The 23,692-nt window shown below is 32.9% G+C and carries 26 protein-coding genes and 1 pseudogene; 21 read left to right on the top strand and 6 right to left on the bottom strand.

From position 1 onward, the window contains the following. Positions 1 to 4 precede the first annotated feature (4 nt). From ACWA1B_RS04245 to ACWA1B_RS04225, 5 genes are all read left to right on the top strand, one after another. On the top strand, positions 5 to 652 hold the full coding sequence (locus ACWA1B_RS04245; protein WP_456904602.1) for an HAD family hydrolase: 648 nt from the start codon (positions 5 to 7) through the stop codon (positions 650 to 652). Positions 653 to 655: 3 nt separating this feature from the next. Continuing rightward, complete coding sequence (locus ACWA1B_RS04240) at positions 656 to 1,228, top strand: Crp/Fnr family transcriptional regulator (RefSeq protein WP_456904601.1); 573 nt, start codon at positions 656 to 658, stop codon at positions 1,226 to 1,228. Between the two features lie 60 nt (positions 1,229 to 1,288). Continuing rightward, the gene (locus ACWA1B_RS04235; RefSeq protein WP_456904600.1) at positions 1,289 to 1,966 is read left to right on the top strand and encodes an MBL fold metallo-hydrolase; all 678 of its coding nucleotides are present in this window, start codon (positions 1,289 to 1,291) and stop codon (positions 1,964 to 1,966) included. A gap of 73 nt (positions 1,967 to 2,039) precedes the next feature. Next, the gene (locus tag ACWA1B_RS04230) at positions 2,040 to 2,792 is read left to right on the top strand and encodes a hypothetical protein (protein ID WP_456904599.1); all 753 of its coding nucleotides are present in this window, start codon (positions 2,040 to 2,042) and stop codon (positions 2,790 to 2,792) included. A gap of 10 nt (positions 2,793 to 2,802) precedes the next feature. Next, a complete protein-coding gene (locus tag ACWA1B_RS04225; RefSeq protein WP_456904598.1) occupies positions 2,803 to 3,537 on the top strand; it encodes a carboxypeptidase-like regulatory domain-containing protein in 735 nt (244 codons plus the stop codon). 9 nt (positions 3,538 to 3,546) lie between these two features. Here the strand turns inward: ACWA1B_RS04225 and ACWA1B_RS04220 are convergent, their stop codons facing one another. Further along, on the bottom strand, positions 3,547 to 4,023 hold the full coding sequence (locus ACWA1B_RS04220) for a TspO/MBR family protein (RefSeq protein ID WP_456904597.1): 477 nt from the start codon (positions 4,021 to 4,023) through the stop codon (positions 3,547 to 3,549). 151 nt (positions 4,024 to 4,174) lie between these two features. Here ACWA1B_RS04220 and ACWA1B_RS04215 point away from each other — a divergent pair, with 151 nt between their 5' ends. The 4 genes from ACWA1B_RS04215 (at position 4,175) to ACWA1B_RS04200 (ending at position 8,553) form a co-directional block, all read left to right on the top strand. Beyond that, on the top strand, positions 4,175 to 5,257 hold the full coding sequence (locus ACWA1B_RS04215) for a diphosphomevalonate decarboxylase (RefSeq protein WP_456904596.1): 1,083 nt from the start codon (positions 4,175 to 4,177) through the stop codon (positions 5,255 to 5,257). Between the two features lie 46 nt (positions 5,258 to 5,303). After that, a complete protein-coding gene (locus ACWA1B_RS04210) occupies positions 5,304 to 6,242 on the top strand; it encodes a mevalonate kinase family protein (protein WP_456904595.1) in 939 nt (312 codons plus the stop codon). Between the two features lie 168 nt (positions 6,243 to 6,410). After that, positions 6,411 to 7,367: a geranylgeranylglycerol-phosphate geranylgeranyltransferase gene (locus tag ACWA1B_RS04205; protein WP_142450174.1), complete on the top strand. Its 957-nt coding sequence runs from the start codon at positions 6,411 to 6,413 to the stop codon at positions 7,365 to 7,367. 277 nt (positions 7,368 to 7,644) lie between these two features. After that, on the top strand, positions 7,645 to 8,553 hold the full coding sequence (locus ACWA1B_RS04200) for a pseudouridine synthase (protein WP_456904594.1): 909 nt from the start codon (positions 7,645 to 7,647) through the stop codon (positions 8,551 to 8,553). Positions 8,554 to 8,616: 63 nt separating this feature from the next. Here the strand turns inward: ACWA1B_RS04200 and ACWA1B_RS04195 are convergent, their stop codons facing one another. Next, positions 8,617 to 9,219, bottom strand: coding sequence for a DUF937 domain-containing protein (locus ACWA1B_RS04195; protein ID WP_035646831.1), 603 nt, complete (start codon positions 9,217 to 9,219; stop codon positions 8,617 to 8,619). Between the two features lie 285 nt (positions 9,220 to 9,504). Next, positions 9,505 to 10,005, bottom strand: a complete 501-nt coding sequence (locus ACWA1B_RS04190; protein WP_456904593.1) for a DUF456 domain-containing protein — start codon at positions 10,003 to 10,005, stop codon at positions 9,505 to 9,507. 45 nt (positions 10,006 to 10,050) lie between these two features. On the opposite strand from ACWA1B_RS04190, the gene ACWA1B_RS04185 reads away from it, so the two are divergent. Both ACWA1B_RS04185 and ACWA1B_RS04180 read left to right on the top strand, forming a co-directional pair. After that, the gene (locus ACWA1B_RS04185) at positions 10,051 to 10,434 is read left to right on the top strand and encodes a hypothetical protein (RefSeq protein ID WP_456904592.1); all 384 of its coding nucleotides are present in this window, start codon (positions 10,051 to 10,053) and stop codon (positions 10,432 to 10,434) included. A gap of 49 nt (positions 10,435 to 10,483) precedes the next feature. Further along, positions 10,484 to 10,981, top strand: a complete 498-nt coding sequence (locus ACWA1B_RS04180) for a hypothetical protein (RefSeq protein WP_456904591.1) — start codon at positions 10,484 to 10,486, stop codon at positions 10,979 to 10,981. A gap of 33 nt (positions 10,982 to 11,014) precedes the next feature. On the opposite strand, the gene ACWA1B_RS04175 is transcribed toward ACWA1B_RS04180, so the two are convergent. Beyond that, positions 11,015 to 12,118 (bottom strand): glycosyltransferase family 2 protein, encoded by a 1,104-nt coding sequence (locus ACWA1B_RS04175; RefSeq protein ID WP_456904590.1) that lies wholly within the window; start codon positions 12,116 to 12,118, stop codon positions 11,015 to 11,017. Then, positions 12,115 to 13,059 carry a hypothetical protein gene (locus tag ACWA1B_RS04170; RefSeq protein WP_456904589.1) on the bottom strand — a complete coding sequence of 315 codons (945 nt, stop codon included), beginning with the start codon at positions 13,057 to 13,059 and terminating at the stop codon, positions 12,115 to 12,117. The genes ACWA1B_RS04175 and ACWA1B_RS04170 overlap by 4 nt, the downstream gene beginning before the upstream one ends. 83 nt (positions 13,060 to 13,142) lie before the next feature. Here ACWA1B_RS04170 and ruvC point away from each other — a divergent pair, with 83 nt between their 5' ends. From ruvC to ACWA1B_RS04130, 8 genes and pseudogenes are all read left to right on the top strand, one after another. Beyond that, positions 13,143 to 13,697, top strand: coding sequence for a crossover junction endodeoxyribonuclease RuvC (gene ruvC, locus ACWA1B_RS04165; RefSeq protein ID WP_035645892.1), 555 nt, complete (start codon positions 13,143 to 13,145; stop codon positions 13,695 to 13,697). 83 nt (positions 13,698 to 13,780) lie between these two features. Further along, positions 13,781 to 14,917, top strand: coding sequence for a radical SAM family heme chaperone HemW (gene hemW / locus ACWA1B_RS04160; protein WP_456904588.1), 1,137 nt, complete (start codon positions 13,781 to 13,783; stop codon positions 14,915 to 14,917). A gap of 108 nt (positions 14,918 to 15,025) precedes the next feature. Beyond that, a pseudogene (locus tag ACWA1B_RS04155) lies at positions 15,026 to 15,402 on the top strand (GxxExxY protein). Positions 15,403 to 15,453: 51 nt separating this feature from the next. Next, complete coding sequence (locus ACWA1B_RS04150) at positions 15,454 to 16,209, top strand: cyclase family protein (protein WP_456904587.1); 756 nt, start codon at positions 15,454 to 15,456, stop codon at positions 16,207 to 16,209. 1 nt (position 16,210) lies between these two features. Further along, positions 16,211 to 16,612, top strand: coding sequence for a GNAT family N-acetyltransferase (locus ACWA1B_RS04145; protein WP_456904586.1), 402 nt, complete (start codon positions 16,211 to 16,213; stop codon positions 16,610 to 16,612). Next, complete coding sequence (locus ACWA1B_RS04140) at positions 16,609 to 16,959, top strand: DUF4260 domain-containing protein (RefSeq protein ID WP_456904585.1); 351 nt, start codon at positions 16,609 to 16,611, stop codon at positions 16,957 to 16,959. Before ACWA1B_RS04145 ends, ACWA1B_RS04140 begins: the two co-directional genes overlap by 4 nt. Before the next feature lie 6 nt (positions 16,960 to 16,965). Next, positions 16,966 to 17,334: an MmcQ/YjbR family DNA-binding protein gene (locus ACWA1B_RS04135; RefSeq protein ID WP_456904584.1), complete on the top strand. Its 369-nt coding sequence runs from the start codon at positions 16,966 to 16,968 to the stop codon at positions 17,332 to 17,334. Between the two features lie 108 nt (positions 17,335 to 17,442). Next, the gene (locus ACWA1B_RS04130) at positions 17,443 to 18,144 is read left to right on the top strand and encodes a PH domain-containing protein (protein WP_035646832.1); all 702 of its coding nucleotides are present in this window, start codon (positions 17,443 to 17,445) and stop codon (positions 18,142 to 18,144) included. 153 nt (positions 18,145 to 18,297) lie between these two features. Here ACWA1B_RS04130 and ACWA1B_RS04125 read toward each other — a convergent pair whose 3' ends face one another. Continuing rightward, a complete protein-coding gene (locus ACWA1B_RS04125) occupies positions 18,298 to 19,398 on the bottom strand; it encodes a DUF4407 domain-containing protein (RefSeq protein ID WP_456904583.1) in 1,101 nt (366 codons plus the stop codon). Positions 19,399 to 19,633: 235 nt separating this feature from the next. Between ACWA1B_RS04125 and ACWA1B_RS04120 the strand changes: the two genes are divergently transcribed. After that, positions 19,634 to 22,444, top strand: coding sequence for a TonB-dependent receptor (locus ACWA1B_RS04120; RefSeq protein ID WP_456904582.1), 2,811 nt, complete (start codon positions 19,634 to 19,636; stop codon positions 22,442 to 22,444). A gap of 73 nt (positions 22,445 to 22,517) precedes the next feature. After that, the gene (locus tag ACWA1B_RS04115; RefSeq protein ID WP_456904581.1) at positions 22,518 to 23,576 is read left to right on the top strand and encodes a phytase; all 1,059 of its coding nucleotides are present in this window, start codon (positions 22,518 to 22,520) and stop codon (positions 23,574 to 23,576) included. Positions 23,577 to 23,692: the final 116 nt, after the last annotated feature.

The following is a 23,692-nucleotide window of genomic DNA, read 5'->3' as shown; positions in this document are numbered from 1 at the left end:
AAAAATGAAATTTAAAGGAATTATTTTTGATTTAGACGGAACGTTAGTAAACTCTCTTCACGATATTTCGGATGCAATGAACATCGTTCTTAAAGGTCTAAATTACCCAACTCATACTTACGAAACTTATCAATACTTTATTGGAAGCGGATTACGAAATCTTATAAGCAAAGCTTTGCCCGAATCAAACAATGACTCAAAACAAATTGAAATTTGTTTTGAGTCATTGATCAATGAATATCGAAAAATCTGCACACTAAAAACAAAACCATATGATGGAATTGTTGAGTTATTAGACCATTTAAGTTCACAAAATATCAAATTAGCGGTTTTCTCCAACAAAGCTGATGAGTTGACCAAAAAAATAGCGTCAGAACTATTCCCTGATTATTTTGATACTGCAGTGGGTTTAAGCACAGAAGAACTTAAAAAACCAAATCCGTTTGAGGCTGTTGAAATAAGCAAACGCTGGAATTTAAAACCTGAAGAAATTCTTTTTGTAGGCGACTCAGATATCGATATGAAAACAGCAATAAATGCAAATATGTTTCCGGTTGGAGTTTCCTGGGGTTACAGAACCGAAGATGAATTGAAAACGAGCGGGGCAAAATTGGTCATTAACAGTGCTTCAGAATTAATTGAGATACTTTAAATCGTGAATCCTTCATTACAAAAACAAATATTATCAATCGCTTCGTTTTCTGAAAATGAAATCGAAAAGATCGATTCTTGTTTTGAATATGAAAGTTTTACGGGCAAAGAATTTCTTTCTTCAATGGGAAAAATCAGCAGCAAAATCTTTTTTATTGTTGAAGGTTTGGCTCGTGTTTACTACTTAAAAGATGGAAAAGAAATCACGACCTATTTAAGCTGTGATGATGGTTTTATTGCTTCGTATTCCAGTTTCATCAACCAATCTGTTTCGTTTGAAAATGTTCAGTGTGTTGAAGATTGTGAAGTTCTTTCTATCACTTTTGAAAAAATGCAGTTTCTATATAACGAAATTCCGAATTGGGAACGCGTTGGAAGAATTCTCGCTGAACAAAATTATCTTTGTATGGCAGATCGCGTTTTAAAATTGCAGATGATTCCGGCAAAAGAAAAATACCTTACTTTTCTGGAATCAGCGCCAGCCAAAATAATCCAACGCACTCCATTAATTTACATTGCTTCCTTTCTTGGAATTACACCAGAATCTTTGAGCCGAATTCGTCAAAGCATTTCTTAACATTTATCAAGTGAATTGAAAAACTGAATTCAAATCTTTGTCAATATAAAATTCAAAAAAATGAAAACTATTGCCAAAGACGTTTACCAAATTCCTTTATTTCCAAGAAACGCCATTAATTGTTATGTAATTGAAGATGTTTTAATCGATGCTGGAATTAGAAGCTCAAACGAAAAAATTCTAAAAGCCTTAAAAGACATAACTCTAACCAAACACGCACTAACTCACGCTCACGCCGATCATCAGGGAAGCAGTAAAATAATCTGCGAAACGCTAAATATTCCGCTTTTATGCAGTGAACCTGAAAAAGAATTGGCTGAAAACGGAAATGTAATTAAAGAATATCCAAATCCAAATCATATAATTTCGAAATTTCAGAAAAACTTCTGGGCAGGAAAAGGTCACCAAGTTTCTGAAATCTTGAAAGAAGGAGACAAAATTGGCGGATTTACGGTTATTGAAACGCCCGGACATTCAAGCGGACATCTATCTTTTTTCAGAGAAAATGACGGTGTTTTAATTGTGGGAGACGTTATGACCAATATGAATTTATTAACTACAAAAGTTGGACTTCACGAACCACCAAATCTCTTCACGACAAATCAAAAAACAAATAGAAAATCTATTCTAAAATTGGCTTCCCTAAAACCAAAAATACTTTGTTTTGGCCATGGTCCTGTTTTATTTAATAACGGTGAGTTTGAAGTATTTGCTAAAAAGATCCGGCATCATAATTAACAAGAATTTACAGATTTCACAAGTTTTCGTTAAGACTATTCTAATAATTTTACTCTCAACTAAATACCATTAAATGAAAGTAAAATTACTTACCACAATTTCTTTTTTCACTTACCAACTTTCTATTTCTCAAACAGAAAAGCTACTTCAGGGGAAAGTTACTTCAAATAATATTCCCCTTAATAAAGTAGAAGTAATAAACAAAACCGCAAAAACAAGCACTACCACAAACGCTTTGGGGGAATTTACTATTTCAGTTAGCGTAAAAGATAGTCTGATTTTTTTCTCCAAAGACTTTTTCTTTACAAGATTAAAAATCACAAAAGAAAATCTTGAAGCCACTAGTTTAATAGTGAACATGATTCCAAGACCGGAAGAATTGGATGAGGTCGTAATTACAAAAATTAACTTCCCGAAAAAAATTGAATACGATGCAGAAGCCATAAATAAGATCAATATAGAAAGAGCAAATAAGGATTTAACTCGATATATACCAGGTTTTAACAATGGTACTATTGCAAACGGAATGAATATTGGCGCTGTTGGTGGCGGTCTGTTTGGTTTATTCAAAAGAGAAAAAGAAGAACCTAAAAAGAAAGTACCTGAAATGGATTTTAAAAAACTCATTGCAACATCAATTCCGCTGGATTTTTTCTCAAAAGATTTAAAATTAAGCCTTGATGAAAAAGAATTATTTCTTCAATTATGCGAGTCTGATCCAAGATCCAAAACACTTTTAGAGCATCCAAATATCCTTTCAACTATGGATTTTTTATATACTAAAAATGAAGAATTTAAGAAACTAAATTCTGGAAATAAAAATTAAATACCATTACATGAAAGTAAAATTACTTACCACAATTTCTTTTTTCACTTACCAACTCTCTATTTCCCAAACAGAAAAACTGCTTCACGGAAAAGTCTTTTCTAATAACGTTCCTCTTAACAAAGTGGAAGTAATTAATAAGACCACTAAAATCAGCACTAAAACAAATGAGTTGGGAGAATTTTCAATTGCAGTAAAAGCACAGGATAGCTTGATTTTTTTTGCCAAAGATTATTTATTCACACGATTAAAAATTACGGCAAAACAAATCGAAACCAATAATCTTATCGTAAATATGATTCCGAAAGCGGAAGAATTAAACGAAGTAATTATTTCAAATGTAACAGCAAAAGATATTTTCTTGACCAAAGAAGATATAAAACAAATAAAACTAAACGATCATAAATCAAGACCAGGTTTAAAAATTGAAGGCTTTAATGAGGTAAAGGGAAGCCCGTTAGACATCGATTTCATTTATTTGGGCAAACAAATTTACAACTTATTAAAAAAAGACGAAGAGTCTAAAAAAGAAATCCCAAAAATTGATTTTAGAAAATTAATCGCAACAACTTGTCCTGAAGATTTTTTTTTTAAAGAATTAAAATTGAATTCTGAGGAAAAAGAGCTCTTTCTTCAATTTTGTGATGCCGATCCAAAATCTAATATACTATTAGAAAATCCAAATATTCTGGCAACAATGGAATTTTTATATGCCAAAAATGATGAATTTAAGAAGCTGAAATAAATTAAAAACTTACCTATTCAACCACCAAATACTAGCGTTCAAAATAGCAGCAAAAGCAACCCAAGCTAAATATGGAATTAATAAATAACCTGCAGTTTTATTGATTTTGATAAACTTTACATATGTTTCATAAATGAACAACCATAAAAGTGCAATTTCTATCAAAGCCAACATCGGGTTTTTTAATCCGAAGAATAAATAAGACCAAATCGCATTTAATGTTAATTGAATTAAAAAGAATCCTAGCGCTTTTTTAACTTCCTCATTTTGCTCTTTGATTTTATCCCAAACTAATCCTGCGGCAATCCCCATAAAAATGTAAAGAATTGTCCAAACCGGCATGAAAATCCAATTCGGCGGATTAAAAACTGGTTTTTCTAACGTTACATACCATGTCTCAATACTGGGTCTTGTTACGGTACTGGCAGAATATCCTACTGCTAGACAAACCATTATAGCTATAGCAATTTTTACAAACTTATTCATTACATCAAATTTTGAATTCAAAAATAAGTAAAAGAAAATTTAAACCATATAAGTTATATAAGTTCATTTTAGTAAATCCTGCTTATAATTTCTTATATTACTTATATGGTGAAAAAATTTAAAAACTATCTTTGCCAAAATTTTACAATTCATGTTTACAGCAACTGATTTTATTCCAACTCCATATACTTCGACAATCGAAAAAGGAAACTTCGAATGGAGTGCTCCAAGCAACATTGCATTAGTGAAATACTGGGGAAAAAAAGACAACCAGATTCCGGCAAATCCATCAGTAAGTTTTACTTTAAATAATTGCAAAACGATCACGAAATTAAGTTTTGAAAAAAGAGCAAACCAAAATGCTTTTTCATTTGATTTGCTTTTTGAAGGAAAACCAAAAGAAGATTTCAAACCAAAGATTCAAAAGTTTTTAGAAAGAGTTGAAATTTATTTGCCATTTTTAAAAGAGTATCATTTTACAATTGATACTCAGAATACTTTTCCTCATAGTTCGGGAATCGCATCTTCGGCTTCTGGAATGGCGGCGCTGGCAATGAATTTTATGAATTTGGAAAGAAAACTGAACCCTGAAATGACCGATGAATATTTCTTTCAAAAAGCTTCATTTCTAGCTCGTTTAGGTTCTGGAAGTGCTTGCAGAAGTGTAAAAGGAAATGTTGTGGTTTGGGGAAATCAGGCCAATATTGAAGGAAGTACTGATTTATTTGGAATTGAATTTCCGTACGCTATTCATGACAATTTCAAAAATTATCAAGACACAATTTTATTGGTTGATAAAGGCGAAAAACAAGTTTCGAGTACAGTTGGACACGATTTAATGCACAATCATCCGTATGCTAAAAGACGTTTTGCTCAGGCACATGAAAACTTAGATCAACTGATTTCTATTTTTGAAAGTGGAAATCTGGAAGAATTCATCAAAGTTGTAGAAAGTGAAGCTTTGACTTTGCACGCCATGATGATGACTTCAATGCCGTATTTTATTTTGATGAAACCAAATACGCTGCAAATCATCAATGCAATTTGGAAATTTAGAAATGAAACCCAGATTCCGGTATGTTTTACACTTGATGCCGGAGCAAATGTGCATGTGCTTTATCCCGAAAACGTTAGCGAGAAAGTATTACAATTTATTAAGGACGAATTAGTTGTATTTTGTCAGAATGCTCAGTACATTTGCGACAAAATTGGAAGCGGGGCAATTGCATTATAATTTTCCGTATCTTTAATTAAATTTTTAAGAAAGACATAAAACAAACATGAAAGGACCACTATTTTACTCAAAAATATTACTCTTTGGAGAATACGGAATTATCCGCGACTCTAAAGGACTTTCTATTCCTTATAATTTTTACAACGGTGCTTTAAAGAAATCCGAAGAACCTTCGGCTGAAGCAATTGCATCAAACAAAAGTCTACAAAGCTTTGTCTCTTATCTTGAAGTTTTGCAAGTTCAGCAACCAGATTTGGTTACGTTTGATTTAGAAACTTTAAAAAATGATGTCGAAACGGGAATGTATTTTGATTCTAGTATTCCGCAAGGATACGGTGTTGGAAGCAGCGGTGCCCTTGTTGCGGCTATTTATGATAAATATGCTAACAACAAAATCACTGTTTTAGAGAATTTGACTCGTGAAAAACTATTACAGTTAAAAAATATATTCTCTCAAATGGAGAGTTTTTTCCACGGAAAAAGTTCTGGTTTAGATCCATTAAACAGTTATTTAAGCATTCCGATTTTAATTAATTCTAAAGATAATATTGAAGCAACGGGAATTCCAACTCAAAGTTTTGACGGAAAAGGCGCTGTATTTTTGCTAGACTCAGGAATTGTTGGTGAAACGGCTCCAATGGTCAACATTTTTATGGAAAACTTAAAAGACAAAGGTTTCCGTGCAATGCTTAAAAACCAATTTGTTAAATACACAGATGCTTGCGTAGAAAACTTTTTACACGGCGATATGAAATCGTTGTTTACAAATACAAAAAAACTTTCTAAGGTTGTTTTAAATAATTTCAAACCAATGATTCCGGAACAGTTTCACGGAATTTGGCAGCACGGAATTGATACTAACGATTATTATCTAAAACTTTGCGGCTCTGGTGGTGGCGGTTACATTCTTGGTTTTACCGAAGATTTAGAACGCGCAAAAGTCTCTTTAAAAGACTATAAATTAGAAGTTGTTTATCAGTTTTAACGACTTTCTACCGGCTTGATTACTCAAAATGGCGGTGTTCAAAAAATGATTCACGATTAAAAATGCGGATTCTGATTCTGAAAAATTCTTAAAAAAAAGTTTAAAATTTTCAGAATCAGAAAATATCCTTTAACTTTCCTTAATCAAATCTATCATACTTTATAATTTATGTTAAGCAGACAGCACAAACTTGTAGTAATGAAAATCGTCAGTTTGTTTTCTGTAGTACGTGGCTATAATATTCCTATTATTGTTTTAGCACAATATTTATCGGCAATTTTTATTTTGGCTCCAGAAAAAAGAGCGCTTGACATCATCTTGGATTTTTATTTGTTTCTGATTGTTTTTGCTTCGGCGATTACCATTGCTTCGGGTTATATTATCAATAATTTTTATGATAGTCAGAAGGATTTGATCAACAGACCAAACAAGTCGATGCTGGATCGTTTGGTTAGTCAGAAAACAAAATTAACCGTTTATTTCAGCTTGAATTTTTTGGCTGTTTTAATGGCTTCGATTGTTTCGTGGCGTGCCTTTTTATTTTTTTCTGCTTACATTTTTCTGATTTGGTTTTATTCTCATAAAATAAAGAAATACCCTTTTATAGGCAATTTAACGGCTGCGCTTATGGCTGTAATTCCGTTTTTTGCCATTTTATTATATTTCTACAATTCGATTTCGTTTGAAGAAATTGAAAATCATATGAGCCATTTTATGGTAATTTCTGCGCATGCGGTTTTCTTGTTTTTGCTGTTGCTGATTCGGGAAATGATAAAGGATTTAGAAAATCTGAAAGGTGATCTGGCTAATGATTATAGAACAATTCCGATACTTTACAGTGAAAAGATTTCTAAACAGATTATTACCGTTTTGACATTTTTGACTATTATTCCAGTTTATATTTTAGTCAATGTTTATGATGTTGGATACATGGATATCTACTTTTATGTATGCTTTGTTGTATTGCTTTTTTTTCTTTTGTATTTATGGAAATCGAATTCTAAAGAACAATTTTTAATGCTTCACAATGTTTTGAAATTTCTGATTGTGGCAGGAGTATTTTGTATTGTTTTGATTAATCCAAGTGTTTTGTGGCATGGGAAAGAATTGATTTCCAACTATTAATTTGCCCGAGGATTTTTCGCTTTGGAATCTTTTTTAAAAAATAAAACGTTTAAAAGAAGCCAATTGTTTGAATTCTAGCCCCGATTGAAGTGAAAATCCTTTTATTTTTTTTCTTTAAAAAAATAAAAGATTGAAACGGAAAGCGGGAATTATTGCCTGAAAAAAAGCCAATTGCGATGCTTCAAAATCCTTTTCTATTTTTTGCTATTAATCTAAGAACATTGAACTTAGGTTTATTTGGGCAGAAAAAACTATCTTTGCACAAATTAATGATTTTATGAACAACAAGGAAGGCAATAATAAAAGAGGCGGATCAAGACCAAATAGCTCAAGATCAAACTCTAGTAAGCCAAAACCACCAATGGCAAAACGCGCGCAAGGGCCGAAAAAAGAAAAGCCTGAGGTTAAAGCGGCGAAGGAAGCTGCTGAACAAAAATTTAAGAAACAAAATCAGGCACCAAAAAGACAAAAGGCTTCAGATGAAATTCGTCTGAACAAATACATCTCAAATTCTGGCGTGTGTTCACGTCGTGATGCGGATATATATATTCAGTCTGGAAACGTGAAAGTAAATGGCGTTCCGGTTACTGAAATGGGTTATTTAGTAAAATTAAATGACGTTGTAAATTTTGACGGCGTTGTTTTGACTCCTGAAAAGAAAGAATACATTTTATTAAACAAACCTAAAAACTTTACGACTGCCTTTGATGAAGGACAGGAATATCGTAATGTATTGGAACTTGTTCGCGGATCTACAAATGCAAAAATTGCAGCTGTTGGAAGAATGGACAAGAATACAACAGGTTTATTATTGTTTACAAATGATACTGATATGATTCGTAAATTTACCTTACCGAATCAAAAATCATCTAAAATTTACCAGGTTTCTTTAGACAAAAACTTGAAATTTGAGGATTTGGAAAAAATCAGCAAAGGTTTGGTTCTTGACGGGCACCGTGTGTTTGTTGAAGAAGTTAGTTATATTGAAAAAGAAGCAAAAAGCGAAGTTGGTCTTAAATTAAAATCATCTAATGTAAAGGTAGTTCGTGCTATTTTCGAACATTTTGATTATGATGTTTTGCGTATTGACCGCGTTTCATTTGCTGGTTTAACTAAAAAGAATCTGCCGAGAGGGAACTGGCGTTTCCTGACAGACCAAGAGATTATCAATTTGAAAAACGCATAATACCGTTTCCAATTTGATTAGATATCAAATCCTGTTTTGCCTTGCGTAAAATGGGATTTTTTTTTAGAAACTGAAAAAGTTATGTCCAAAAAGTGTGAAGATTGATCTTCCGATGTTTTGATTTTTGTCTTCAACTGTTTCGTAACATGCAAATCCTAAAATGATTTTGATTCCAGGCTGAATGCTGTTAAGGATTTCTCTTTTTTGTTCCTCCAAAAGCAATTTTAAACTGTCTAAAAGCTGAATATTGTTTTTAAGATAAGAAACAACAAGTAGTGCAGAGAAATTTAGGATTTCGCGGGCTGTTTCACTTTTGATTCCGACTTCGTTTGAAATCATTTCAGAAATTCTGCCTTTTTTGTTGGTAAAGATTTCTTTTAAGATAGCGTTTCCTTCGATGCGATAACAGTCGTCAACTGATAAAATTCGTCCAGAAGCAAAATCGACTTCCTGATAAAAGGTTGAATCGTCTTCGATCAATGAGATGATTTCTTTATAAAAGCCTAATTCTTCGGCTTTGTTATAAAGGCCCATTAAAACTGTGCCAATCGAAACATCAATTCCCTTGATTAAAAGAGCATCATTTTCAAAATAAAATTTGTTTAGCTTAGAAACAACATTAGAAGAAATAAAACGTCTAAGTTCAATTTGTAGGTTTGGGGTCATACTCATAACTTAAAAATAAATAATTATTTATACTTGTTAAAAATAATCGATAAAGTGAGGCTTTTTATCGTTTATCAGGATAAAAATATAAAATATTTTAACATTTCCAAAAAATAAGTTAAGAATATACATACCCGATTAACAGCTTATTAACACTAATTCCGCTCAACATCAATAAACATAACGCTTTCGTTATCAAAAGAAAATAAAAATATGTTTATGAAATTTTTAATATTTTTTAAAAACATATAAAACATAAGAAAAATCCTAAGTACTTTTACACAATTAAAATAATATGTTTCGATATTCCCATGTTAGATGTAAAAAAATGCCAAGAAAAATAATACAAAACAGAAAGTTAATGAAGCTTGAGGCCAAAAATCCAAGCAATGATCCAGTTGCCGCTTTTAATGCTCGTTGATGGTTTTTTGAATCGTAAATGAGTTCTCCTAAAAATGCGCCAACAAATGGTCCAATTATGACTCCAAAAGGTATTGGTGCCAAAATTCCAACTATTAAACCAATGTTTGTACCCCAGACTCCATACGAACTTCCACCAAACTTTTTTGTTCCCTTTGATGGAATTATATAATCAAGAATAGTAATGACAATTGTAATTAATAATGTAATACCCAACACCCAATAATTATTTTCGACCGCTTTTGTGAGATATAAAAGCAATAGGCCGACCCAACAACTTGATAAGCCGGGCAAAACAGGCAAAAAACTGCCAAAAATACCGATAATCATACAGATAAAACCGAGCAACAACAATACTAAATCCATATTTTTTTTGTAAATTGTATTTGCAAATCCTAGAAAAAATAAGCTATGACACGATTTTTGAAAATATTTGCATTTTTCTTATTGATACTTTTTATCAATTCAAATTTATACGCTCAGACTCAAAAACTTCCCTTAGATGATCTTTTGCTTCAAGACAGCATTTATAAAAGTAATAAGAAAAAAGTATTAAATTTTTCATTAAAAGAATTTGACACGCTTTTTCTTGAATTCTTTAACCGCAAACAAGATCCAAATATTGTTTTAACGAAAACCGAATTTTATACTTACACAGTTCAGATTGCTACATTCTCAGACCGGCTTGCTTCCTTATATCCTGACCAAAAGGAAGTCGCCGCGCAAAATAAACAACAATGGCTCTCTGAAAACTATCAAGATTATTTAGAATACAAAGGTTCTCAAAAAAAATAATCGTATTTTTATACCATAATTTCTCTTTATTCAACTCAACCTCAAAATCTTGAAGCAGTTTTCTATTTTTTTAATTTTTTTATTTTTCGGTTCTTGTCAATATTTTGAGAAGAAGGTTCCGTCTGAAAAAGAATTACTTCGAAAGGAACTAAAAGCTATCAATTGGAAAGAAGTGGATGAATATCCAAGCGTCGCTGAATGCGAAACAATTCCGGACGAGAAACAACGTCAAAAATGTTTTTTTGATGTAATGTCACAGCTTGTTCAGGAAAAACTAAAAATTGATAGTCTTTCTATTTTATATCCTGAATTGGATACGATTTCGGTAAAAGTGACTATTTTTCCAAATTCAAAAATGGAATTCGAACCACAATTCCCTAAAGATTCTATAGCTTATGATACCATCAAAGTAGACAGTATTCTTCATGCCCGCCTGATTGATTTTCCAAAAGTAAATCCGGCAATCAAACGCGGCATTCCGGTAAAAACGCAATTTATACTGCCTGTTATCATAAAAGCAAAAGAAGAAATTAAACCTAAGAAGTAAAAATTCATTCCATTTCTTTACAAAAAAAAACCATTACTTTTTAAATTGACGATCTTTCCACGTATAAGAACCAAACAAACTATACAAAGCTACAGCTGAACTGAAAAACGGATACAATAAACTGCTTAACAATAAGCTTTTAATTCTGTTTTTTGTCAAAAACTGATTGGTTATAAAAAGCAAAACAAAATCAATTATAAATTTAGAAAAGACAAAAAGCACAAAAATTGGATACGACCATATTTCGAAAACGAGAAAGAAAAATCCAATTACAAAACTCAAATTCCCGAAGAAAACGATCAAACCTAAAATTTTTCCGAAAGTACTTTTATACGAACTTGTCTTTGCCGCCCAGCGTACTCTTTGATGAAATAATGATTTCCAATTTTCTGTTGGTTTTGTTACAATAATTGCTTCTTCTGCTTTTAAATAATGAACTTCCTTGGGAAATTTTTCCATTGCTTTTTGAAGCAAAAAAACATCATCGCCACTGGCAATTTTATCATTTCCTTCAAAGCCGTTTATACTTTCAAACAATTCTTTTCTGTAAGCAAAATTGGCTCCATTGCACATAAAACCTTTATTTAAGCCAAAACTTCCAATTGTTGCGCCTTGCAGACTCGTGAAATCCAATTGCTGAAAATGATCTAAAAAAGAATTTTTGGTTTTATATGTCACAGCGCCCGCAAGCATCGAAACTTTGTTTTCCTGAATATAATTATCAAAAGTCAAAAGCCAGTTTTCCGGAACTATACAATCAGCATCAGTCGTAATTACCCAATCAGTTTTTACGTGCTGCATTGCGGTTGTAATCGCGTCTTTTTTTGGAGAATTTGAAATTCTAATATTGTCAATTACTGAAACTTTAAACCTAAAACCTGAAACGTGAAACTTTTCATATGAAGAATCATCAACCAGAATTACTTCAAATAAATCTTTTGGATAATTTAGGTCTGAAAAACTTTCTAAAAGTATTGGAAGATTTTCTTTTTCATTCCGAAAAGGAACTATAATCGTAAAACTTGTTTTGGGCTTTAAATCTGTTTTTTTGACTTTTTTAATTCGGAAAAATCCAAAAATCAGCAAAACAATGCTAATGATGTAAAGGAAAAATATGCCGAACAATTCAAATATCATTCTGTGGTTTTGGTTTTAAAATTCAGCACAAAATAACTTCCTAAAACTACTGGTAAGACTACATTTAAAAACCACATTAAAGTGCTGATAAAAATGACAATCCATTCGTTTACGCCTAAAATTCCGAAGAAATAAATCGCTACACTTCCTTTTACGGCAAAATCCAAAAACTGAAATGTTGGTAAAGAAGAGGCCAAAAAATAAACCGAAGTAATAGCCGCCATTAAAGTCAAATAAGGTAAATCGACATCAAAACCTAAAAACAAAAAGTAATACTGATGTGAAAAAACCAAATAACGACAGATTCCTAAAAAGATGTTTTTTTTATGAACCGATTTCGGGATTTCATTGATTTTGTGAATCAGTTTTTCAATTGAATATCCTTTGACTTTTATTTTTTTTATTGAAAATAAAACAATCAAAATTAGTACAAATCCGCCAAAAAGCATCAAAACAGTTTTGCTTGTAATGACATTGAATTGTGCATTGAAATACAGCAATCCAAAGATTCCGAAAATTATGGTTAGAATCATCTGGATTCCGTTGCAGATTAAGTTCAGGAAAACCACTTTTTTAGCATCTGATTTTGGATAATACAAAGCTTTTCCTGCGTACTCTCCCACTCCATTTGGCGTAAATATTCCGGCAGTCAAGGCCGCTAAAACCTGTTTTGTAGATTCGTAAACCGAGATTTCATGAATTACTTTGGCAAGATTCTGCCATTTCAAAATCTCAAAATAACGATTCAGGACACTCAAAAGCAATATAAAGGAAATCCCTAAAACCGACTGATTTTTTCGGAACAAAACAATAAACTTCTGCCAGTCCAATTTATCATTGTTTGCTAGTTGGTTGTAAATAAAATAAAATGCGCCGCCAACAATCAAAAGTTTGGCCAGAAGAACAAGGAATTGCTTAGCTTTGTGAGGAATTGAAATCATGTCGCAAAAGTAATCAAATGTGGCAATTAGAAAATTAGAAAATGTGGCAATTTTCTAAAGCTTAAACTTGAAACAAAAATCTCTTGACAAAAGAACGCATCATATTAGGTATTGACCCGGGAACTACAATTATGGGTTTTGGATTGATTAAAGTCACCAATAAAAAAATGGAGTTTTTGCAGTTGAACGAATTGCAATTGTCCAAATACGATAATCATTACCAAAAACTAAAAATCATTTTTGAAAGAACGATCGAATTAATCGAAACGCATTGTCCGGACGAAATTGCGATTGAAGCGCCTTTCTTTGGCAAAAACGTGCAGTCAATGCTGAAACTAGGACGCGCACAAGGCGTTGCAATGGCAGCAGGACTTTCAAGAGGCATTCCGATTACTGAATACGAACCTAAAAAAATAAAAATGGCGATTACCGGAAACGGAAATGCCAGTAAAGAACAAGTTGCCAAAATGCTGCAACAACTTTTAGGCTTAAAAGAATTACCTAAAAATCTCGATTCAACAGACGGTTTGGCGGCTGCAGTTTGTCATCATTTTAATTCGGGGAAAGTCGTGGCTGGAAAAAGTTATTCGGGCTGGGATGCATTTGTGAAACAAAATGAAGATAAAATTAGAAAATGAGATAATTAGTCAATTAGATAATTTCTCTTAGATCTAATAATCATTATCTAATTATCAAATTGACACAATATCTAATTAAAAAAATGAGCGGTATCTACATTCATATTCCTTTTTGCAAACAGGCTTGTCACTATTGCGATTTTCATTTTTCGACTTCGATGAAAAAGAAAGACGAAATGGTTTTGGCATTAGCAAAAGAAATTTCTATGCGCAAAAAAGAATTCACTAATGAGATTGTAGAAACTATTTATTTTGGTGGAGGAACGCCTTCTGTATTGTCAAATGATGAAATCAACTTTTTAATTTCTGAAGTTTATAAAAATTATAAAGTTGCTGAAAATCCGGAAATTACGCTTGAAGCAAATCCGGATGATTTGTCTGCAGAGCGAATTTTGGAATTATCTAAAAGTCCGATAAACAGACTAAGCATCGGAATTCAGTCTTTTTATGAAGAGGATTTGAAAATGATGAACCGCGCTCATAATTCGGCGGAAGCCAAAAAATGTTTGGAAGAAGCAACTAAATATTTTGATAATATTTCACTCGATTTGATTTACGGAATTCCGGGAATGAGCGACGAAATGTGGCGACAAAATATTCAAACGGCCTTAGATTTTGGCATTCCACATATTTCAAGTTATGCTTTGACAGTTGAACCGAAAACAGCTTTAAGTAAATTAATCCAAACAGGAAAAATTGCTGAACCTCAAGATGAAGTGGCTTCAAACCATTTTATGATTTTGGTTGAAATGCTTCAGAAAAATGGTTTTATTCATTATGAATTATCGAATTTTGGAAAAGAGAATTATTTCTCCAAAAACAATTCGGCATATTGGCTTGGCAAAAAATATATCGGAATTGGCCCTTCTGCACATAGTTATGACGGAGAAAAACGAGGCTGGAATATTGCGAATAATTCGCTTTATATAAAATCGATTCAAAACGATGAACTTCCAATAGAAACTGAAACTCTTACGATCTCAGATCGTTATAATGAATATATTATGACAGGATTACGAACCATTTGGGGTGTTTCTTTGGAAAGAATTGAAAAGGAATTTGGGTTGGAATATTTGGATTATCTGAAAAAACAAGCTCATAAATTCTTAAGCGATGATTTGCTATCCATCGAAAATAATATTCTGAAACCAACTCCAAAAGGAAAATTTTTAACGGATGGAATTGCTTCAGATTTATTTTATTTAGATTCTGAAGTTTAACCGCAAAGTTCGCTAAGAATTACGCAAAGAACGCTGTTTTTATTTTGTAGGAATAAAAATATATTTTAAAATTTTCAAATGTTATATTTGAGTTTTAATATTGATTTTATGTCAGAGAATGATTTATCCCGAATTGTATTTAATTTAGCTTTAAAAGTTCATCAAACTTTAGGTCCAGGACTTTTAGAAAGTGCTTATGAAGAATGTTTATTTATGAGTTAAGAAAACTTGGTTTATTTGTTGAAAAACAAAAAGCTTTACCTCTGATTTATGAGAAAGTGAAATTAGATGTTGGTTATCGATTAGATATTTTAGTAGAAAATAAACTAATTTTGGAAATAAAAGCAGTCGATTGTTTAAATGAAGTTCATTTTGCTCAACTATTGACTTACTTAAAATTAGCAAATTGCAAACTATGATTATTAATAAATTTTAATGTTGCACTATTAAAACATGGAGTTAAAAGAATAGCAAATAATCTTTAATAAAATCCTTGCGACCTTTGCGTAAACTTTAGCGAACCTTGCGGTTAAATTATGATAGCAAAAATCAACAACTTCGAAATCGACTTATCAAAACCTATTGATATCTCAATTCCCTTAACTAATACAGACGAAAACCCAATTGCCTGGTACATCGAAAAACCAATTATTGAACCAGTAGTTTTTGGCGATTGGATTGGGAAAGTTTCTGAAGGAAAATCATCTACAAACTTTAATAATATTTTCTTCAATCCGCATGGGCATGGAACGCATACGGAATGTTTAGGGCATATTACAAATGATTTTTATAGCATCAATCAATCACTGAAACAGTTTTTCTTTTTTGCAAAATTGATTACGATTGAGCCTGAAAAAATTGGGGATGATTTCGTAATCACGAAAGAACAAATTTCGGCTTTAGCAAATGACAAAACAGAAGCTTTAATTATCAGAACACTTCCAAATCAAATCGATAAAAAGTCAAGAAAATATTCGAATACAAATCCGCCGTATTTATCTGAAGAAGCTGCGATTTTTATCCGCGAAAGCGAAATTCAACATTTATTGATCGATTTGCCAAGTGTTGACAGAGAACATGATGAAGGAAAATTATTGGCACATAAAGCGTTTTGGAATGTAAAAAACACTGAAAATTTAAATTCTGATGCAAGACTGAACGCAACAATTACCGAAATGATTTATGTTCCAGATGAAATTGAGGATGCAAATTATATACTAAACATTCAAATCGCTTCGTTTGAAAATGATGCAAGTCCGAGCAAACCAATTTTATATAAAATTTTAGATTAAAATGATTAGCGTTTCTACAGATAAAGCCAAACTTGATGTTCCGTTTATACAAAACTTTTTGGCAGCTATTTATTGGGCTGCCGGACGAACAATTAATGAAGTCCAGCGCACTATTGATGCTTCAGTTTGTTTTGGAATTTATTTGGATGACAAACAAATTGGCTTTGCCCGCGTCATTACCGATTATGTGGTTTTCGCTTATTTGATGGATGTTTTTATCACTGAAGAACATCGCGGAAAAGGATATTCTTCGATTTTGATTGAAGCAATGATGAATGAACCACAGCTTCAGGAAGTAAAAATCTGGCGATTGGCGACAAGCGATGCTCACTTTTTATACGAGAAATTTGGATTTACTAAACTAAATCATCCTGAAAAGATGATGGAAAAAATTGTCAAATGAAAACAGTCTTAAAACTCGAAGAAGTCGCTTTATTTATTTTCGGCATTTTTTTATTCAATCAATTAAATTTTGAATGGTGCTGGTTTTTGGCTTTAATTTTAGCGCCTGATTTATCGATGATTGGTTATGCGTTTGGAAACAAAGTCGGGGCGTTTTTGTATAATTTGTTTCATCATAAAGGAATTGCACTTTTAATTTATGGTTTAGGCTGTTATTTAAATATTGAAATTGTGCAGTTAGCCGGAATTATTTTATTTTCACATTCGGCAATGGATCGAATTTTTGGTTACGGCCTGAAATATGAAAAAGGTTTTAAATACACACATTTAGGAGAAATCGGTAAATAACGAATTATGAATTTAGAAACGTATTACGAATATTGTCTTTCGAAAATAGGTGTCAGCGAGCATTTTCCTTTTGATGAAGATACTTTGGTGTTTAAAGTAGGCGGAAAAATGTTTGCATTATCTTCTCTTTCACAATGGGAAAAAAATGAGCCGTCAGTCAATTTAAAATGTGATCCGGACCGCGCAGAAGAACTTAGAGCTGAATATGACGAAATAAAACCCGGATTTCATATGAGCAAAGTACATTGGAATACGATTGCTTTAAACGGAAATTTGCCGGACAAATTTGTGAAAGAACTTATCGATCATTCGTATGAATTGGTTTTCAAAAGTTTGACAAAGAAAATTCAGAGTGAAATTATCGACCCGAGGTAAATTTTTTACCAAACAGGCGGAGCAATTAGAAAATTAGGCATTACATTTGCATCGTTAGAAAAAAAACTTAGCTGTTTGGCAGCTTTGAAACTTAGCAACTTAAAAGCAATGAAAGAACAATTTAAAAAATTTCTGAACGAAGAACAAGATCCAAAAGCGATTGAAAAAATCACTTCGAAACTTACAGACTTATTAATGAAAGGCGAAGAAGTTGGATACATTGCAGTGCAAAAAAAGCCTGCTCTTACTGTTTTTCCTGATAGCATTGTATTAACAAACAAGCGTATCATCATCTGTAAGCCTAAAAATTTAGGTCTTTCTATGGATTTTACAGATTATACTTGGGATGATATTGCAAGTACTTTTGTAAAAGAAAACATTTTGGGTTCTGAGTTTTCATTTGGAACAAAAACTGATTTAGCAGTTTCTATTGATTACATTCCGAAAATTCAGGCTAGAAAAATTTATACTTACGCTAAAGAACAATTAGATTTATTAAAAAATCCAGTTCAAACCGCAACTCCTGTTCAAGAAACAACAGAACCTGTTTTTGAAGAAGAAGAGGAAGAAATCGAAGAAGTAGAAACAGAAGAAGTAACAAGCTTTGCTGAAATTTTACCTGCTGCTCCAGCTGTTACAGAAACGTATGAACCGCTTCCAACGCAACCAACAGGAGAGCGTAAATTAAGCGATTTATCTAAAGAAGAACTTTTCGATAAATTACAGAATTATAAAAAACTTCTTGACAATGGTTTAATCATGCAAGGAGAATATGATGCTTACAAAAAAGAGATTTTAAGTTATATGTAATAGCTTAACCGCAAAGGTCGCTATCCCGATAGCTATCGGGATACGCAAGGTTCGCAAAGAAAAACCCATCAGCATAACTGATGGGTTTTATTTTTTATAAAAAACTTTGCGAACCTTTGCGAAAAAACCTTGCGTTCTTTGCAGTTAAATAATTTACAAAGTTGCCTTCTGCTTTTCTACAAAACTATTCGATTGAAGTTCCAGTAATTCTTTTGCGTTTTTTCGCTGAAGATCATAGAGCGTTTTATCTTCGGCGATATCAGCGTAAACTTTATCATGCATTTCGGCGCTGGTTTTTACTAATAAATCGCGTTGGTATTTATTTTGTGTCAAAGTCGCTTTCATTGCGGTTTCGGCTTCTTCCTGTTTGAAATCGAATTCACCTTTTGGTGCTAATAATTTGGCTATAATTGGAGAAGTTTCGATTGCCAAAAACAACAACATAATAAAAAATGATGGCAGCCAGGGCAGTTTGTTTAATGCATTAATTCGTGCCATTAATCCGTCAAAACCTTCAATGATTGGCTGTGTTTGCGAAACTTTCTTGTCTAAATCGGCTTGCAATTGTTTTCCAATTTTTTCTTTTTCGGTAATTTTAGCTTCGTTTGTAGCTTTTAAAGTTTCATATTCTTTAAGAGAGGCATCGTGTTTTTCACGTTTTTCTTTATAAACAGGGCCTTTTCCCAATTTTTTAGTTCCGGCAGTTCCTTCAGCTTCTGTAATATAAGTTGAATATAAAGCATTTACTTCTTTTTCTTTCTTTACAATATCGGCTTTAAGCGCTGCTATTTCGGTTTTGTTTTTATCTAAATCGGTTTTGAAATACGTTCCAATTTGTTTTTTATTGGCCAATTCCATTTCATTTTTTTCTTTCAATAAAACGGTATTGATTTCTTTTTCAAAAATTTTAATTTCCAAAGGCTTCGAAATTACAATCGCAATAATAATAGCCAAAGCAATTCGCGGAGTTGCCTGCAGGAATTCATCCATAAAACGGTCCCTCTTTTTAATGGTAGAAACGATAAAACGATCTAAATTAAAAATCAGCAAACTCCAGACAAATCCAAAAATTAAAGCCGGATAAATAGAATCGAAAACGGTAAAAAGCGCATAGGCGCTGGCAAGAAAAGCCATAACTGCCGTAAAGAATACAGTGGCGCCAATCCCAACATATTTGGTTTGTTCCCCTTCTGAGCATCCTTCTAACAAGTCTCGGTCGGCGCCGGAACAAAGGATAAAAAATTGTTTTAACATGATTGATGATTTTTGATTGTGATTGATAAGGCAAATTTAGCGCCAAAAATTTAATTCTGAGGTAAATAGTTGATTTGTTTTCACTTGCACCTTAAATTATTTCAACCATATAAGTGTTAGTTTAACATTAATAAGTTCGTTTTTTGTCTGAGGAATCATAACATTATGTTAATTTCTTTCAACTTTTTAAATAACATAAAGGTTCTAGTTTCGCAGGAAATCAAACTAAAACACAATGAGAAAAATTTATTTATTAGTAACATTTATGCTATTGGCCTTTTCAGGTTATGCCCAAAAAGCAATAATTTCCGGAAAAGTATTAGATATTGACGACAAACTTCCTTTGCCTGGAGCGATGATTCAAATCGTGGGTGAAAACAAATATACGGTTTCCGACTACAACGGCCGTTTCGAATTATTAAACATTAATGCTGGAACATATAAACTTGAAGTAAAATATATAGGATATACTTCTATAACAAAAGAAATTACGGTAGAACAAGGAAAAAACAACGTAACTGATTTTGCTCTAAAAACATCAGGAACTGAGTTGAATGAAGTTGTGGTTGGAGACATTTTGAAAGGTCAGGCCAAAGCGCTGAATCAGCAAAAAAACAATAAAAACATCGGAAACGTAATCTCTTCAGATCAAATGGGACGTTTTCCTGATGCCAATGTTGGAGACGCTTTAAAACGTGTTCCAGGTATAACGATGCAAAACGATCAGGGTGAAGCGCGTAATATTATTATCAGAGGTCTTGCTCCGTCTTTGAACTCGGTTACTTTAAATGGAGACCGAATTCCATCGGCGGAAGGAGACAATAGAAACGTACAAATGGACTTGATTCCGTCTGATATGATTTCGACTATCGAAGTAAACAAAACTTTGACTTCAGACATGGATGCGGATGCAATTGGAGGTTCTGTAAACTTAATTACAAGAGCAACTCCAAACGGTGAAAGAATTTCTGCAACGCTTGCCGGAGGTTACTTGCCAATTCGCGAGCACGCTTCTTATACTGCTGGTTTAGTTTATGGTAATAGATTTGCAAATGACAAATTAGGAGTTGTTTTCAGTGGCTCTTATAATAATGTGGATTACGGATCCGATAACATCGAAAACGAATGGGTAAAAGATGATTTTGGAAACGAGTATCTACAGGCTTCAGAAATCAGAAAATATGATGTTCAACGTATTCGCCGAAGCGCTTCTGTTGCTTTAGATTATAAATTTGACGAAAATAATACCATTTTTGCCAATGCAATCTATAACTGGAGAGATGATCGTGAAAATCGTTTCAGAACTACTTATGATGATATCGAGCCAATTTACAACGGTGAAGAAATCACTGGTTTTGAAGGCCGTGTAAAACGTCAGACAAAAGGTGGAGTTGACAATAGTAGAAACAAAAACAGAAGATTAGAAGATCAGCGCGTGCAGAATTATTCGCTTCGTGGAGAACATTTAATCAATTCAACTTTAGATTTAGATTGGTCTGCCAATTATGCAAAAGCGAGAGAATATCGCCCGCAAGAGCGTTATATCGAATACCGTCAGAAAGGTCTGGAAATGATGGAAGATTTATCTGACCCAAGATTTCCTTTAATGACAACTGTTGGTGAATCTGTAGACGAATTCAAATTTGATTCGGTTACCGAAAATACAGATGAAACAAGCGAAAGCGAATTTGGAGCGAAAGTAAATATACGTTTTCCTTTTTCTGTAATTCCAGGAGAAAAAGGAAGATTAAGAACAGGTATTAGACTTCGTTTGAAAGAAAAAGAAAGAAACAATTCATTCTATTCTTACGAACCAATCAACGACGGAATGGAATTATTATCTGAAGTTCCAACAAGTTATTACGACGGAAAAAACTTTAATCCGGGAAGCAAATATGTACCGGGAACTTTTGCTTCGGCTGCCTTTTTAGGAGGTTTGGATTTAAACAATCCGACTTTATTTGACAAAGAAGCAGATCCAGCAGAATATTTGGCTGTAAACTACAATGCTAAAGAAAGAATTACTGCTGCCTATGTAAGATGGGATCAGGATTTCAACGATAAACTTTCGATGGTTTTAGGTTTCCGTATGGAAAATACCCACATTGATTATACAGGAAACCGAGTTTTAGACGAGGAAGAATTAGAAAGCCAAATCAACACAAAAAACTCTTATACTAATTTATTGCCAAGCATTTCATTTCAGTATAATGCCACAAAAGATTTAGTTTTAAGAGCTGCTGCAACGACAGCATTAGCACGTCCAAACTATTATGCATTAGCACCATACGTAAACAACATTGCTGCTGATAAGGAAATCACAGCTGGAAATCCGGATCTTGATGCAACGTATTCATACAATTATGATTTCATGGCCGAGAATTATTTCAAATCTGTTGGTTTGATTTCTGGAGGTGTTTTCTACAAAAGATTAAATGATTTCATTTATAATTATAGTGATAATCAATATACAGATGCAAAATTTGCTGCTGATTTTCCAAATCAGACAAATCCTATTCCGGCTGGAGAAAACTGGTCTTTTGTTCAATCCAGAAATGGTGATACTGTAGACGTTTATGGTTTTGAAGTGGCTTTTCAGCGTAAGTTGGATTTCTTGCCAGGTGCATTTTTGAAAGGTTTTGGTATTTATGTGAATTACACTTATACAAAATCTAAAGCTAAAGGTATTTCTGATGAAGATGGAAACGAAAGAAACGACATCAGTCTTCCTGGAACAACGCCACATATGTTCAATGGATCTTTATCTTGGGAAAACAAACGTTTTTCTGCAAGAATCTCGACAAACTTTACTTCTGATTATTTAGATGAATTGGGTTCAGAATCGTATAAAGACAGTTATTATGACAAGCAATTCTTTTTAGATGCGAATGCTTCTTATAAAATCACGCCAAAACTTCGTCTTTTTGCCGAAGCTAACAACTTGACAAATCAGCCATTACGTTATTATCAAGGTGTTGAAGCGCACACAAAACAAGCTGAATATTACCAAGCGCGTTACAATTTCGGATTGAAACTAGACTTGTAAAATCTGTTTTTTAAAATTCTTAAATTAGACAGAGTTTACCGCTCTGTCTAATTGCATTAAAATATATAACATAATGAAAAATAAATCTTTAGTTGCTCTTTTGCTTTTAGCAGTTTCCTTTACAGCTTGCAAAGACGATAAATTAGCGCCAGTTCAGCCAAATGCCGTAAAACCAACAACCGTTACTCAAGCTTTGCCTCACGATACAGATGACCCATCAATTTGGATTCACCCAACTGACGCTTCAAAAAGTATAATCGTTGGAACTGATAAAGATACGGACGGCGGATTATATGCTTTTGATTTGACGGGAAAAATCCTTAAAAAATCAATTCTGTTAAAGCGTCCAAACAATGTTGATATTGCTTACGGATTAATTATCGACGGAAAAAAAGTAGACATTGCCGTTACGACAGAACGCGAAAGCAACAAAATCAGAATTTTTAGTTTACCCAATTTAGAACCAATTGACAACGGTGGAATTCCAGTTTTTGAAGGCGATGCAGAAAGAGATCCAATGGGAGTTGCTTTGTACACACGCCCAAGCGACAAGAAGATTTTTGCCATTGTGGGAAGAAAAACAGGACCTTCTGGAAGTTATTTATGGCAGTATCAACTTTCAGGAAATGGAAAATTTGCTGCCGCAAAAGTGGTTCGTAAATTCGGAACTTACAGCGGAAAGAAAGAAATTGAAGCCATTGCTGTTGATAACGAATTAGGTTTCGTTTACTATTGTGACGAACAAGCTGGAATTAGAAAATATAAAGCAGATCCTTCTTTAAACGATAATAAAGAATTGGCTTTCTTCGGTCAAAAAGATTTCAAAGCAGATCACGAAGGAATCGCGATTTACAAAAAAACAGATTCTACAGGATATATTCTAGTTTCTAACCAACAAGCAAATTCTTTTATGGTTTATCCGAGAGAAGGTGCCAAAGGAAATCCAAACAATCATCCTTTATTAGCTGAAGTTCCAACTTCTACTATCGAATGTGATGGTGCTGATGTTACAAATGTAAATTTAGGCGGAGCATATAAAAACGGACTTTTCGTAGCGATGAGCAACGGAATGACATTTCATTATTACGCTTGGGATTTGATTCAGAAACGCATTGACGAAGCAAAAAAATAAAGATAGTAAGTCTCAAGTTTTCGGTCGCAGTTTTCAGTGTTTAATTTATTTTTTTTTCTGCGATTGAAAACAAAAAAAAGCTGTTCAATTTGAACAGCTTTTTTAATTTTGAATTA

It is taken from the genome of Flavobacterium xizangense, from assembly GCF_054075145.1.
The sequence above is the reverse complement of the archived record's forward strand: the minus strand, read 5'-3'. Positions and strand labels throughout refer to the sequence as shown.

Excerpts from the sequence above, each read along its gene's own strand:
- ACWA1B_RS04245 (WP_456904602.1), top strand. The coding sequence starts at position 5 with ATGAAATTTAAAGGAATTATTTTTGATTTAGACGGAACGTTAGTAAAC.
- ACWA1B_RS04235 (WP_456904600.1), top strand. The coding sequence starts at position 1,289 with ATGAAAACTATTGCCAAAGACGTTTACCAAATTCCTTTATTTCCAAGA.
- ACWA1B_RS04230 (WP_456904599.1), top strand. The coding sequence starts at position 2,040 with ATGAAAGTAAAATTACTTACCACAATTTCTTTTTTCACTTACCAACTT.
- ACWA1B_RS04225 (WP_456904598.1), top strand. The coding sequence starts at position 2,803 with ATGAAAGTAAAATTACTTACCACAATTTCTTTTTTCACTTACCAACTC.
- ACWA1B_RS04220 (WP_456904597.1), bottom strand. The coding sequence starts at position 4,023 with ATGAATAAGTTTGTAAAAATTGCTATAGCTATAATGGTTTGTCTAGCA.
- ACWA1B_RS04215 (WP_456904596.1), top strand. The coding sequence starts at position 4,175 with ATGTTTACAGCAACTGATTTTATTCCAACTCCATATACTTCGACAATC.
- ACWA1B_RS04210 (WP_456904595.1), top strand. The coding sequence starts at position 5,304 with ATGAAAGGACCACTATTTTACTCAAAAATATTACTCTTTGGAGAATAC.
- ACWA1B_RS04205 (WP_142450174.1), top strand. The coding sequence starts at position 6,411 with ATGTTAAGCAGACAGCACAAACTTGTAGTAATGAAAATCGTCAGTTTG.
- ACWA1B_RS04200 (WP_456904594.1), top strand. The coding sequence starts at position 7,645 with ATGAACAACAAGGAAGGCAATAATAAAAGAGGCGGATCAAGACCAAAT.
- ACWA1B_RS04195 (WP_035646831.1), bottom strand. The coding sequence starts at position 9,219 with ATGACCCCAAACCTACAAATTGAACTTAGACGTTTTATTTCTTCTAAT.
- ACWA1B_RS04190 (WP_456904593.1), bottom strand. The coding sequence starts at position 10,005 with ATGGATTTAGTATTGTTGTTGCTCGGTTTTATCTGTATGATTATCGGT.
- ACWA1B_RS04185 (WP_456904592.1), top strand. The coding sequence starts at position 10,051 with ATGACACGATTTTTGAAAATATTTGCATTTTTCTTATTGATACTTTTT.
- ACWA1B_RS04175 (WP_456904590.1), bottom strand. The coding sequence starts at position 12,118 with ATGATATTTGAATTGTTCGGCATATTTTTCCTTTACATCATTAGCATT.
- ACWA1B_RS04170 (WP_456904589.1), bottom strand. The coding sequence starts at position 13,059 with ATGATTTCAATTCCTCACAAAGCTAAGCAATTCCTTGTTCTTCTGGCC.
- hemW (WP_456904588.1), top strand. The coding sequence starts at position 13,781 with ATGAGCGGTATCTACATTCATATTCCTTTTTGCAAACAGGCTTGTCAC.
- ACWA1B_RS04150 (WP_456904587.1), top strand. The coding sequence starts at position 15,454 with ATGATAGCAAAAATCAACAACTTCGAAATCGACTTATCAAAACCTATT.
- ACWA1B_RS04145 (WP_456904586.1), top strand. The coding sequence starts at position 16,211 with ATGATTAGCGTTTCTACAGATAAAGCCAAACTTGATGTTCCGTTTATA.
- ACWA1B_RS04140 (WP_456904585.1), top strand. The coding sequence starts at position 16,609 with ATGAAAACAGTCTTAAAACTCGAAGAAGTCGCTTTATTTATTTTCGGC.
- ACWA1B_RS04135 (WP_456904584.1), top strand. The coding sequence starts at position 16,966 with ATGAATTTAGAAACGTATTACGAATATTGTCTTTCGAAAATAGGTGTC.
- ACWA1B_RS04130 (WP_035646832.1), top strand. The coding sequence starts at position 17,443 with ATGAAAGAACAATTTAAAAAATTTCTGAACGAAGAACAAGATCCAAAA.
- ACWA1B_RS04125 (WP_456904583.1), bottom strand. The coding sequence starts at position 19,398 with ATGTTAAAACAATTTTTTATCCTTTGTTCCGGCGCCGACCGAGACTTG.
- ACWA1B_RS04120 (WP_456904582.1), top strand. The coding sequence starts at position 19,634 with ATGAGAAAAATTTATTTATTAGTAACATTTATGCTATTGGCCTTTTCA.
- ACWA1B_RS04115 (WP_456904581.1), top strand. The coding sequence starts at position 22,518 with ATGAAAAATAAATCTTTAGTTGCTCTTTTGCTTTTAGCAGTTTCCTTT.